The organism is Mesorhizobium sp. P2_A8 (genome assembly GCF_056404935.1).
Window position 1 is genome coordinate 569670 of record NZ_JBFUDB010000001.1, and the last position, 13524, is coordinate 583193.

Consider the following 13524-nt stretch of genomic DNA (forward strand, 5'->3'; position numbering starts at 1 on the left):
CAGGTATTAGCAGCCCACGATGGTCAAATGGGCCGGGCCGACTTGCTGGCATGGCTCAATCCCCCGTTCATCCAGGCTACCCCACGAGCGATTATCGGCCCTGCGGCGGAGCAAACGCTGGGAGCGGCCTTGAGTCTCAACTTTGTTAGTCAGGAGGACGGACGATGCCAGGTCAACGACGGTCAGGAGTTCGCCAGCCTTGATGATCTCGCCGACCTCACGCATCAACGATTGCTCAGTCTAGACTCCGAGCACGCCGATGCTGTGCTCCCGCAGGCCTTCGCGTACATTGTTGCACGTTCGGAACAGGCAAAAGGAACTGCATGGCTGCACGCCGCGACTAATAAAGCTCTCGCGGACGCCCTCAATGCGGTCCTGCCCAGGCGCGTGAACACTGCCGCGGAGGGGCGTCGCTTCAACGAATACAAATTTGCGCCATTCTGGCGCTGGATGATCCTCATCGGTCTCGCTCTCGATCTTCCAGGCGACGGTCCTCACCCGTATGTCTCGTCGCGTTTGGCGCGAGAACTGGCTCAGTCCGACCTGCCACGTGGCGAGCAGATCCCGATCCGCCGATTCCTAGAAGTTATCGCCGAGCGCATGCCATATCTGGATGGAGGCGCCCTCTACAACTCAGCCGCCGAAAAGCTAGGCTTGCCTACTCATGGACGCGGGGTCTCTCCCATTCTCAGTACGGCGCTTCGGGATCTTGATGAAGAAGGCGTGCTCGCCCTCGGTTCGCTGACGGACGCAGCAGGCCTTGTGAATCTAGCTGACGATCGCTTCAGCCGGATCAAGGCAGTCCAGTTCGTAACCCTGCCTACGGAGCGCGCAGATGCTTGAGCCGCTACCATCGAAAGCATGCTGGGATAAGGACGACGCGGATGCCATGCTGCGCATCGAGGCTCTAGGGGTCGACGACACTCTGTTTCTGGCAACCCACTCGCCTATTCGGGGTTTCGCCGTGTCTGGGGCCAAACGCCACGAAGTTTCCGAACCGACGGAAGCCGGCTTACTCGACACACTGTCTGCCAGTGATCGGGGCCACGCATTCTGCGTGGTGCAAGGCGATCCTGGATCAGGCAAATCGCACCTGATACGTTGGCTCGCGGTGCACTGGCCCAAGGGCGGAGACCTCGTGCTCCTTTTGCAACGCGCGGACGGCAGCCTCCAGGGAGCCCTTGACCAACTGAGGACAGCGATGACTCTGAGATGGCCGGAGTCTGGGTCGCTTTTTGAAAATCTAAGTCTCCGACGCCAGGCGGCAGGCATCGCTGGACGTGCAGAGGTTTTCCAGTCGACGCTCGGTGCGATGCTCAAGGGTTCCTACTTCGAAGAGGCTCGGCCGGATGCAGCTTGGTGTGACAAGTACGATTTGTCCCTGTTGATCCAGAGCTTGGACGTCCGCAAAGGCTGGAAGAGCCCGCGTCGGATCCTCGAACTAATGGACGGCAAGTCTAACTCTCGGAATTCCGAGAGCGCTCAGTTCAATCTCGATGACATCCTATCTCTGGCGCGTGTTTGCCGGGGCGTCAGCGACAGCGTGGCAAGCGAGCGGTTTGCGCGAAAGCTGATTGCCGAGGCGGACAAGATCCGCGACTGGATAGATGAGGGGGAAACCGAAGACGACATCCGCACACGGCATGGGAGTGAACTTCCAGCCAGCTTGCCTCTGATCAAGGCCCTCAATCTACGTTTGAACGATGCCGTCCAAAGCGTGATTGGGGTTACGAGCGAAGATCTCATCCTTCTCTTCCGCAAAGTGCGCACGGCACTCAAAGGCCAAGCGCGCCTGGTCCTTCTGCTTGAGGACATCACCGCCTGGCAAGGCCTCGATAATGGCCTCATCGATGCTCTGGTCCTTGACAGCGCCACGCGCCCGGATGTGTGCCCCTTGATTTCCGTCGTCGGCGTGACGCCCAACTATTACGATGATCTACAGAAGAACTACAAGGATCGGATCACGCACGAGGTCCAACTCGGAGAGTCTGCTGGTAGCGATGAGGCGGTCACGCTTCGCCAAAGCGCGGATCGCCTTGCTTTCGCGAGTAGATATCTGAACGCCACGCGAGCGGGCAAGAACGCTCTCATCGCGTGGGGGCAAAAGATCCAACAGCATAGAGATCTTCCGCCGCCGAATCCGTGTCTGGCGTGCCCCGAGCGACCAGCCTGCCACGCCGTGTTTGGCGAAGTGGATGACATGGGCTTGTTCCCCTTCACAAAAACGGCGCTTGATACGCTGTTCTATGCTTTGAAAACCGATGACAAAGGACAAACCCACCGCACGCCTCGCGGGCTACTACAAAACGTCCTTGGTCCCACTCTTCTCAATCCTTCAACTCTCGACGAGGCGCGGTATCCTGGCCCGGATATTGAAACTGAAAAATTCGATGAACGCGCCGGGTTACTAAGCGGTCCGATGCGTGCCTTGGTCGAAGCGAATGAGACCGATCCGCAAAGACGGGAACGACTCCGCCGCACGTTCGTCTACTGGGGAGATCCGAACCAGCCGGAAACCACATTGGGCGCGGACGGTATCATGCGGCTTGCCGAGGTGCCCGAGCCCCTGTTCACATCCTTCCGGCTGCCGTGGCTTGGCGACGTCAGTGTAACTACCCCGCCGATGACGAATCGCGAACAACTGCATGAATTCGACGGAACTACCACGGGACCTGAAGCGCAGCCCGCTCCCCAACAGATTGCCGCTGCTGCACCTTCGACATCACCTGCCGCAGCGTCTGTGATTCCTCGTGCAGCACTGCAGGCCACTCCGGCATCCCAACGGGTAGCCGCCACTGTTACAGCCAAGACCAAGCTCCAACGCCTCCAAACCCATGTGGCCGAGGCCCGAAAGGGAAGCCCCGCGATTAAGGAGCCGCAACTCTGGAACGAGGTGCTTTTCGAACTACTTAACTGTCTTGATCCGCGAGACCTTGGCCTCGATCGCTGGATTTGGAACAGCATCTTCACGGTGAACAGAGTTCAGGTCGCCGGGTCATCCCAAGTCCGTAGCTACACCTTCGCCGTGCCTCGGGAGCCCTGGCTATACGATGGGCTTGAGGCCTACTGTGCGCTTCGCACTGGAGGCGACTCGGAACTCGGTCAGGAATACAATCGTCGCCGCCTCGCCTTTATGATGCGCCGCCTCGGGATACTGGCCCGGGCCTATGCGGCACGTGCACTGCCAGTTTTGCCTGACGGGTCTCGCTGGGATATTGCCGCAAGCGCCACGCAGGTGCTGCTCGCCAGAGCATGGCTCAAGGGCTCTGTGCCGCCTGATGCGCCGACTGCGGATCTCTGGCGGGTTGTGCTCAGCGACGAAGACGGGGCAACCACAGCGCCTCAGTCGCGTACGGAACCGTGGCAGGACGCGCTTCGCAATACCGACCAGCAGCACGAGAAAATACGCGCAATGCTGCACGAGATGGTTAGCCTGCCGCAGGGCAACTCAATCGAGTTTGGGTTAGCTGCCGCCGGATCTGCCGCCCGAGCCATTGTTAGACTCCAACGTCACCTCAGCTTCTTGCCTGTCGCTGAGGTATCCGGAAGCACCGGTATTCTGGATGACCGAGGCTTGCGAGAGACGGCCGCAAAGGTAGCCGATTGTCTGAGACGGATCCCGAATCTAGAATTCAAATTGCTGCAGGACCGTGCCACAGAGATGGACGGCCTGCTCCGCGGCGAGGGCCTTGCTGCGCGCTTTGCTAGACTGAACATGGCGACTGGGAAGGTTTTCCCGCTTCTCCGGGAACTTCCGCCTGATCTGGAGCGGCGTTGGCGCGAAATTTGGGAAAGGATGTTAGGCGACTTGGAGCGCCTCGACTATGTTTCGGCGCTGCAACGTCTCATACAAGCGGTGGAGGATCGTGAGTCTATTCCGCAACGACCATCTGAGAACTTAGCCTGGCTGATCTCGCAGCCCGCCGGCGACCTCCGAACCGTGCTTGAGGCGTTGAAGTTCGGGGAGCAACTTTGCAAAGACCTAAACAATGCCGCCGCTTCGTACTTGCGTGCTGCTGGTGCCGGTAGCGCACTAGCCAAGATCAATCAGGTCGGACAAAGCCTGAATGCCGCCGTGGCTGGAGCCAATCTGGTGTGGGAGCAGACGCTATGACTGACCCATTGGAAGAACTAGAGAACACCTCGCAGATCCTGCCGGCCGCAGTCGCGGGCGTTCGACTTGGAGACCGCGCCACCCAGCGTTTGCAACGGTTTTCTGACGCGGGTCGACACGAACTTCGTCTCAAGGCGCTGGTGGAGTTGGCAGTTCTTCTCAACGGTCGTTCCGATGTACAAGTGAAGGAGCAGGTCGGCCGCGCTTTAGACGCTGCCTTCGAAGTATCCAAAGCGATGGAAGAAGTCTGCGACGAACAAACCCTGGAGTACGCATTCGAAGAGTATCCGACCTTTATCCAGTCACTTGGTGTACTAGAGGGCCAGTTGCGACTGCTTTGGACGCGGATGATTGACCAGCAATTTGGTCCGTTGGGATCTGTCGGGTCACTGTTGAGCGCGTTTCCCGGTGCTCGCGACCTTGGGCTCAAAATGGTTCAAGTGGCAGCTGACGCTCGGCAAAATAGCCAGGCTCCCCTCATCGACCTGCCGCCGAAGGTGAGAGACCTCCAAAAAGTGCGGGAGACGCTAGTCGACGAGCAGCAGACCGTGGCGGGCAATCCGAAGGTAGCTGCATTCCTGCAAGCCTTGGCCGCGAATCGTGCTACCCTCGATCTCCTTGAGACGGAGGTGCTCGAATGGCTGAAGGGCCAGGGCGCACTCAAATCGTTGAAAGTGACTGCCGCTCAGGAGGCTAGGAACCTCTGAAGAAGCCGCCTACTCGTCGAAGCCTCCGCCATAGTTTCGGACATCAAGTCGCTTGGCTGGTGAACACAAGCCTGGCAACCGTCCACGCACAGGTGTGCACCCAAGCGATAGATTTGGTCCGCCAGGCGCGATGCGGCGCTCAGCGAGCCCTCTTGCGAGGCATCCTCTAGGGCCTCATAAGCCCTAAGGAGGCGACCGGGCGCCGACACTTGCTCAGCCTCTGCAGCTACAACTACAGCGCTGACGTGCTCCCACGCGGTGGGTCGACGACCCATCTCCCCAGAGAGGCGCGCCTCGGTCTGTGCCGCCGCAATGGCGAGGTCGTAGAGTTCGATCCGCTCTCCGCTTATGCGCTCCGCATCGAAGAAGATGCGTAGCAGGCTTGCGGGTAGCGGTTGGCCCGGTGCCTGCCCGAGTTCGGCCGCCCATGCCGCTATAGCCGCAGGGTCGTTAGGATCGATCCTACGCCATTCTGGATGGCGTTCGGACCGGGCCAGGGCTGCGCGCAAGAGTGCGTCCTCTTCTGCGTTGGGGCAACGCCCGATAAAATCATTCACCCATTCCGCCGAGACCTGCGCGATGCCATCCACAAAGGCACGCGTCGTACCGTCGCCATAAGCACCCGCCTCGCAGACGGTGATCACGTCGTCGGTCGAACCATCGAATTGCGCCGGTAAGCTCACATGCCCGATCACCTGCCGATCGTCACCACGCCCTAGGTGAACGACAAGATCCTTAAGGCGTGCCGTAAGCCCATTCAGCAGACAGGTGCGCAGCCAGGCAGAGAACCTTGTAGGATTTTCCGCCGCCCGTACTGCATCCTGGAAGGCAGGCTGCAGGCGGCGGTCCGCCATAGTGTCAGCCACTCGCGCCACCCGTGTCGCCGTCATTAGAGGATGCTGGGAAAGCCGCCGAGCCCGCACGTCCTCCAGCAATCGAGCCAAGCCGCCGCCGTCCCAGAACCGGATCGCCTCTAGGAGCCGCGGGCGCAAGGCCGGATCGGCGGCTGCAGAGACGAAGAGGTCCGCCCCTCGTCGAGCTTCAAAGACGTTCATGCCAATAGCCTGGGCAGCGTCCTCCACCATGTAGCGGAGCATCTGGCCCGTATGCCAACGCCGTGTCTCTTGGTTCTCCATCAGGTGCTCGCTCTCGGCGGCGATGAAGGCATCTACGTGCAAAGTGTCGAGGCGGAACTGCACTCCCTCGGTCTGCACATGATAGCCGTGCAGCATCGGTGCAGTCCCCGTTGTGTCGCTGAATCTCTGGCTGAAAACCGCCGGCTCCAGGGTAGGGTCCTGCATCTTTATCTCAGCGTCGGCGCCCCAGAACAGCCTGGCCATGGCTAGACCAGTCAGACGCCCACCAAGGCTCTGCCCGACGAAGCTGTCGAGTCGAGCCAGCCAGCCCCCGAAGTCCGCCTGTACAGGGCGCGCCAACGTCGAATCAGGCTTGATGACCGGGAAGCCCCGCAGGCTAGAGCGGCTGTCGTGCTGCACCCTCCGGGGGTCGGCGGCCGGGTCATTGGTTCGCAAAACCGACAGACCGTCCGGCGCGACTGCCCACGCCGAGGTCCAACCCGAGCCCTGCATTACGCCGAGGGTTTCCAAACGCAGTGTCAAAGGCCGGATCACCACATCCCCAAGACCTGCAAGGCTCGGCCTCACCGCCGCCGGTACGTGGTTGACCAATTTACCGGACGCAAACGGCGTGACCCGATGGGCAGACTGATAGTCAACGGCGTCGAACCATGGCGCGAGACCATGAGTCGGCGGTCGCCAATGGACCGCTCTCGAATCGAAGCGACGCGTGACGTTGCCGGGCGCGGCAGAGTATAGTGCCAAGCTGATGTCTTCTCGCCGCAAAGCGTCAGGTCGATCCTCCGGCGTGATTACCTGCAGTTGGGGCAGGTTTACGTTCTCGAAGAGGAAGTTGGGGATCCAGCCAACCGCACTTCGGATCTCGGCGAGGGTCTCAAGTCGATACCCAGGTCGGGCCTGCTCCAAGGCGCGAGTCCAGAGGTGTTCGAGGTTAGCAGCGCCGAACTCCAGCCACACGTCCTCTCCGAATACTTCGCGCACTGTCGTTTCCGCCTCGGCCAAGGCTCCTGGAACCAGCTGTCCGCCGGCCGACAACGGCGATGCTCCCATAACAGCCGCAAAGCGTGCCGCTCCGTCTAGGGTCGCTGAGAGAACCTGACCGCGACGGACAAAATGGTTATTTGGATTTAGTGGTGTTTCAAACCCTATAGGATTGACCATCTCCGAGGGTCGCCTGAACCACCAGCTGTCCCGTGCTGAGTAAAGCGAGAGGGTCACACCCGTGATGGGTCTGTCATCCACGCCTCGACCACCCCGGCCTTTTCGCTGGATGAAGCTTGCCAAATTCTGCGGCGCGTACTGCTGGTAGACAAGGGTGATGTCGGGGTCGTCGTAACCGACTTCCAGCGAGGAGGTGGCGAAAACCACGTCGCTGCGACGGATCAGTTCCTCCACTCGCCCTGTTGTCCCCGAAGTGACCGGCTGGGCGGCTACGGTGAGCGGCCAGTCTCGGCGTCGCAACCCAGCGGACCCAACTTGGCGGCTATCGTTGGCCGCGAACCACCAGCATTCGCCGTCCCGGAAGATTTCGCAGCCGTGCGGCTCGCGGCAGCAGTCGGTGCGAGGCTGCCCTGTAATAGGATCGTCGGGATAGTAGCGCGTTCGGAAACTCGCCAAACGCTTGATCTCCTCAGCGTCCTGGTAGACGGCGTGCAACCGGCGAATCTTGTCAATGGAGTCCAAGAACACCAGACTACGATACCCGCCATGGCGGCCGGTGCGCCGGCGCATCCCGTGGGCCAGGCACATGAAGCTCTGGACCGTGGTGGAGGCTCCGCTGATGTCCTGACCGCGGGATTCCGCCTCCGGTTGGACGAAGTAGTAGTACTCTCGGCCTCTGGGGTTGGGCTGACGCTCCCCGGCCGCAGTATCGGGAGTGATTGGCTGCACGTCCTCGCGGCCGATCAGCCGGCCCCACGCGGTGGCCGGATCGCCAAGGGTAGCACTCATTCCGATCGCCAAAATCTTCCCGCCGCCGGTATTGCGGGCGCTGCGTGCCGCCAAGCGGCGAAGCGCATAGCCCACCTGAGCGCCGTGGACATGGGAGTAAAGGTGGATCTCGTCGGCGAGGAGGGCGCGGGGCGGTGCCCAACCCTCCCGGTCGCCGAAGAGCGAGCCGTAATGCGGCGCGTGCAGCCATTGGTGCAGGCTGTCGGTCGTTGGAAGAAAGAAGTTCGGCGGCGTCCGCGCCAAACCGGCCTTGGTCCCGATCCAGCCGTCGTACCTCCAGCCACAGTTTGTGCAGCGGAGAGAGTCTGCCCTTTCTTCGCCTTCCGCCTCATGCGCCAAGAGTTCGCGTTCGCATGCGGGGCAGCCGAAGAGCGGGAAGCTCCAAACCCCATTTGCCTGACGCCGCCAGCCGGCCGCCTCATCCGCCGCGTCAAAGGTCCGAGGCACTTGCGCGAACTGCAACCCCATCGTTACCGTCGGCATACCACTCTGCCGAGACAGAGCGGCCAGATAGCCAGCCATCCGCTGAGCCTGGTTGGCCGCCAGCCGGGTTCGCGGATAGGCGAGAACGGCGCGCACACCTCGGACGGCACGCAGGCGGTCAGCTGCCACCGCAGTGATTAGCGGCAAGACGGCGGCCTCGGTCTTCCCAGAACCTGTGTCCGCAGCAATCACGAAGCTCTGTGGGCCACTCCCACCCCACGCGTTCAGGAGGCTTTCCAAGCCCCGAGCCTGAAAACCAGCGATGGCGGCCTTCGGTCCCCACATGTCCACCAAGGTGTGCTGCAACGCCTTAAGCACCTGCTGCTCTTCTCTGGGGAGTCCAGCCGAAATCGCCGCGAAGGCCTCGTCGACATATTTGCCCCGATGCGGCTTGTCGCGGTCTCGCATCTCAACCTTAATGCTGCGAACAACATACGGCCGTCGAGCGGCGTCGCCTGCTGCGAACCGCTGCTTGGCGTATCGGATTTCCCGTGCCAATTCTGCCATCCGGCTGCGGATGCGGCCCTCCTCCGCGAGCAGCACCCAGCCGTCGCCCGCCAGCCGACCAATCGTCGCCGACACCTGGGTGCGATCGCGGCGCATCTCATCGGCGAGCCTCGCAGCCGACGTCCATGATTCGAATACACCGAAGTTGATCCGGCGGGCCTCGGCATCCTCGAGCGCGTTGAGAACCTCAAAGTCCTCATCGCTGAGTTCGGGCACTGGCTCATCAGGCGCCGTGGGCGGCGGTTCTACTGTCGCGGGAATGTCGACGGTCAGACCGCGTTCCGAATCTTTGATCATGACGACGCCATCCAGCGCGAGCGCCTGCAGGATCGGAAGCAGGATGTCGTAGCCTCGGGCGTTCATCCAAGCGAAGCGATCTCGCAGCCGCCAGTAAAACGGCGCAAAGGGACCGGACCGAGACTCCGTCACGACCTGAGCGATGCGCGCACGCGCGCTCTCCAATGTCGCGGGATACACAGTTCGAGGCGCATCTAGCGGACGTGCCACCCAGAAGCCGGCCCGCGGCTCGCTCAGGGTGATCCGACCGGCATGGTGTAGTGCCACAAGGTCTGGCAGCAGATCATCACGGCGTGCCAGGGCTTGGCCCAAAGCTCTGAGCCCAGCCCCGTTGCGCCGGTCGGCTAAAGCAACTTTCCGGACTGCCGCTAGCATAGCGAGTTGGGCGGCTGTGAGGTCTGGCATAGGCGGTTCGACGCGCTTCGGCGCATCGGCCAAGACGGCAGGTTCTTGGAAGCCGCGAGCTCGAATTTGAACTCGAACACTGCCGCCCAGGCCGTCGGGCATAGTTCTATCGCCGATGACAGCGCACCCGAAGACAAACTCCCGGAGACGCTCGGCTTTGTCCATGAGGTCTTGGTCACCTGGCACAGCATCTAAAAGCCGACGGCTGATTAGGACAATGAGCTTCCGCCGGGCTCGGGTGATGGCGACATTCAATCGCTCCGAGCTGAAGATGAACTCCGCCTCGGCTAGTGCGAACTCTGCATCTGCGACCGAATAAGTAAGGATGACGGCATCCCGCTCTTTGCCTTGGATCCTGTCGATCGTATCCACGAAAGCTCCACGCCGAAGCGTAGGCGGCAGAAGGCTTCGGATCGCTGCATTCTGCGCTCGGTGAGGACTTACGATCGCCAGGCCATCTGTCCAGAAGGCGGCAGTGTCCAGGCGTGGCTCCAGCAATTCGGCAAACCTCACCGCCAACTGAGCCTCGAACGGATTGCTCGTCGCGGCCGGCGGCCCGTCATGCAGAAGCACGCACAATGGTAGGTCGGGACCGATGACGGCCTGCTCCCAGTCCGCGAGACCGTCTTGCCAACCAGGTCGCAGCGCCAACACCGCATCTGGCACGGCGGAGCGATATGCGCCCGGATAAAATGCTGCTTCTGGAAAACGGGCGAGCGGTGCGTTCAAGCGGAAGGTTTCGTCGAGACAAAACTCCGGCGCACCAGCGGACGCCATAAAGCCGTATAGCGAGCCGCCGAGCGCGCGACCATCTAGGACAACCTCTCGCCCCGCGCGGATCGGCGGCAGCTGACGGTCATCTCCCGCCACCACGATGCGGCCGCCTGGCTTCAGGCCCGCAAGACCCAACAGTCCATGGCTGAGCACCAATTGCGAGGCCTCATCGATGCAGACGAGGTCGAACAGTTCGGCCGTCAGGCCATCGGCGTTCGGCGCACGACCGTCGGCCAGCAGGCGATAAAGCGACCAGACCGAACCGCCAACGACTACAGCCGGTGCATTCAGCACAGCGAAGGCGTCATCAAGACCATCGCCATAGAGGCGGTTCTGCACCTCCACGCTCGGCGCCAAGCCGCCTTCCGGCGGATTGCCGAAAAACCATACCTCGGGGCCCGGGGGCCACGCCTCGTCTCGCCTTGCAGAGACTGCATCAAGCAGATTACCGATGGCGTTGCGCGTGAAGGCGCTCACGAAGACCCGGCATGGCAGCCCCGCCGCTACGCGGGCATGCATGTAGCCGAGAATTAGCCAAGCCAGCAGATGGGTCTTGCCGGTCCCCGGCGGGCCCAGGACCAAGCCCGCACGGGCGTTCGCCAGCCCACGCCAGGCGACGAGTTGCGCTGGGCGGAGCGGATACTGACCTGGTCTCTCGAGCGTCGGTTCAACGAAGGTCTCGAGGGCGCTCAGCCAAACCTGCGGATCGTCTGCAGTAGCAGCGAACCTCGCTGGCTCACGAAGGAAGCGAAGCAGTTCAGTGCGAACACTCATGCGACCGTCCGCGCTTGCGCGAGATCGACCAAGAACTGCGCTGCGCGCGGACCGTTGATGTCGCCAAAGGCTTGATCAAGGCACCAGACACTCTCTGTAAGTGACCGATCGAACATGGTCCGGAAGGTTGTTCCTAGGAAGTCGCTCTCCATCATGCTGATCCGGATCTGGTCTATGCGGCCCTCGAATCCTGCGCGCGGCGGCTCAAAGCGGCAGGCGATTGCGGGCCAGGCGGTGGGATCCAATCGTAAGTCTGGATCATCGTCTGTAAGAATCAGATTGAATGCACCTGGAGCGAGGTCGGTTTCCCTACTCTGCGGCGGAACGCGAAAGATAAACTGCCGCCGCCCTCGCTCGGCCCAGTGCCGAACGATATGAAGTCCAGTCATAGCGCGGCCGGAGTCCCGGCGCCGCCGAGCGGTCTGCGCCAACCCTATCAAAGCCTCCAGCAATCCGGCCCGACTTTCAAGGATTTCGCAGGCAAGTAGGAGGTCAAGATCTTCTGCGTTAAGCGGATCGAATGTAGCATGGAGCCGGAACGGTCGTTTCGCGAGCCGCAAGAGTTGCTGAGATGACGTCATGTTTTGGGCAAAGAGCCACGTGATTATCTGCTGCAGCGCTCGGAGCCGCGCCGAGACGTCTGCCACCACTCGGTCCCGGCTGGGTGCGGTGGGTCGGCCCGCCCGCAGTCCTCGAATCACCTCGATCGACAGCAAGGATGAGAACGGCCGCTCAAAGGCCGCCTCCGGAACATACGGCTCGGCGATGGCGTTCACTGCTGCTAGGGCGTGGCTGACCTGTCGAAGATCGTACGAAACCCGCGTGGGCAAGGCGTAGAGTTGCTCAACCACCGTGCGAACGGCTGTGGCCGGCAGGTGGTGCGCACCTCGAAATTCCGGTTCGGGCACGATATCCTCGGGTGGAAAGAGCCGGACGAGGTGCAACAGTCCGCCCCTGATCCGCGGATCGTCGAGGTGACGGCCGACCGCCTCCTGCAACCGGACTGCTTCCGAGGGTTCATAGAGGAAAATGTGGGCGTGAATCTCGGCGCCGGCTTGGTTTGTGGCGTCGATATCGACCAAGTCCAAAACAAGTTGGCCGAGCACCGCCTCAATGGCGGCGGCTTCGTCGGCGGCTGAGCCTGTAGGGGGCACCTGCACCACTTCCCGCACACGCGTACCATCTCGATACTGGGCGTAGCCAATCGCTGCCAAACGATCGTCCACCGGGTCATGATCAACGGACAGAAGCAGTACTGCGTCAACTCGCGGCGGCATTAGATATGTGTGAGCCTCCTCCGTCCGGCGCGGCTCTTGTGCGATGATAGCTTGGGCGCGGGTTGTCAACAGATCCGCCCGCCGACTCAGGGACCAGCCAATACCGGGCGCGTTTGCTAGCCCCGCTGCCCGCGCCAGGTCCCCCACCTTTCGCACACCGAGGTTGTGTAAGGAACGCTTAGCCTCGTGCGTGATCCCTGCCACCGCAGAGACATCCCAGGAGGCCGGTGACCTAGGGTCAGACACCGCCGTCATACAGTGCTCCAGGAATTTGCACTGCTCGCACTTGAAGTAGAGATGGAAGAAGGTCTCGTCGCGCCGCGGGGCGCCCTGGCCAGGCTCAACGGCGCGACTGGCGATTTGCGGCAGCAAGTTGCCACAAAAATCGTCCACAAGACGCAGATACGGCGCGAGCCCAAATTCCTCCGGGTGAAAGTCGTCGCCATCTGCCGTGCCAAGGTTGGGGATCCGCCAAACGTACGCGATTGGACTCACCTCCGCTGATACCCCGAGTTCCTGCAGCAACGCTTCGAGCACCCGGACATAGAAGGCAATCTGGGTTTTGTGAAAGGGAGTGGCCCGGCGTGTCGCCTTCACATCGATTACGGTGAAGATCGTTCGCTCGCCGACGATCTGGCGGTGGACTAGGTCTGGGAATACGCGCTTCAGGCTAACCCCCGCCCCCTCCAAAAGGCGAAAGGGCGCCCGGGGCCGCAGGTTCAGCTGTGACGCGTAGGGCTGGCGTGAATGTCCACGGAGGAAGCTGATGGCGTCAGCCTCAAGCAGCCCAAAGTCACCCGGTGACGGTCGCAGTACGCCCGCTTCTGCATTCAGCCGGCGCAGTACCCGCTCTTCGTAGTCAACGCCGAGTACCGCCCAGGATTGTTCACGCACATCAACTGCAATGGGCAGTGTCGCTAGCTCTTCGTCCGTGAATAGCTCGTATCGAACCTTGCGCTCACAGCGGTACTGGAACCAAGCTTTCACTGTCGACGCGCTCAAGGCAAGAGCCATAGTCGGCGCCTCTTTCATCTATCGCAAGACTCTGACGATCTCTCAACCATAGCGCATGAATCTGATCGCGCGCCACCGAAAGCTCAATCAAGCCCGATTACTCCCTTGCCATTGACCTGCCTCCG

The 13524-nt window shown here is 61.5% G+C and carries 5 protein-coding genes; 3 read left to right on the forward strand and 2 right to left on the reverse strand.

Going from position 1 to position 13524, the window contains the following annotated elements; all coding sequences use genetic code 11:
• Positions 1 to 27: 27 nt before the first annotated feature.
• The 3 genes from AC1D10_RS02775 to AC1D10_RS02785 are packed head-to-tail and all read left to right on the forward strand — an operon-like array spanning position 28 to position 4821.
• On the forward strand, positions 28 to 843 hold the full coding sequence (locus AC1D10_RS02775) for a hypothetical protein (protein WP_477268802.1): 816 nt from the start codon (positions 28 to 30) through the stop codon (positions 841 to 843).
• Positions 836 to 4114, forward strand: a complete 3279-nt coding sequence (locus AC1D10_RS02780) for a hypothetical protein (protein WP_477268803.1) — start codon at positions 836 to 838, stop codon at positions 4112 to 4114. The genes AC1D10_RS02775 and AC1D10_RS02780 overlap by 8 nt, the downstream gene beginning before the upstream one ends.
• The gene (locus AC1D10_RS02785; protein ID WP_477268804.1) at positions 4111 to 4821 is read left to right on the forward strand and encodes a hypothetical protein; all 711 of its coding nucleotides are present in this window, start codon (positions 4111 to 4113) and stop codon (positions 4819 to 4821) included. Before AC1D10_RS02780 ends, AC1D10_RS02785 begins: the two co-directional genes overlap by 4 nt.
• Here the strand turns inward: AC1D10_RS02785 and AC1D10_RS02790 are convergent.
• Together AC1D10_RS02790 and AC1D10_RS02795 are read right to left on the reverse strand one after the other, a co-directional pair.
• Entirely contained in the window at positions 4800 to 10811 is a 6012-nt protein-coding gene (locus tag AC1D10_RS02790) for an AAA domain-containing protein (protein ID WP_477268805.1), read from the reverse strand. The two genes, AC1D10_RS02785 and AC1D10_RS02790, sit on opposite strands and share 22 nt — an antisense overlap.
• A 293-nt stretch (positions 10812 to 11104) precedes the next feature.
• On the reverse strand, positions 11105 to 13399 hold the full coding sequence (locus tag AC1D10_RS02795; RefSeq protein ID WP_477268806.1) for a hypothetical protein: 2295 nt from the start codon (positions 13397 to 13399) through the stop codon (positions 11105 to 11107).
• Between the last annotated feature and the right edge of the window lie 125 nt (positions 13400 to 13524).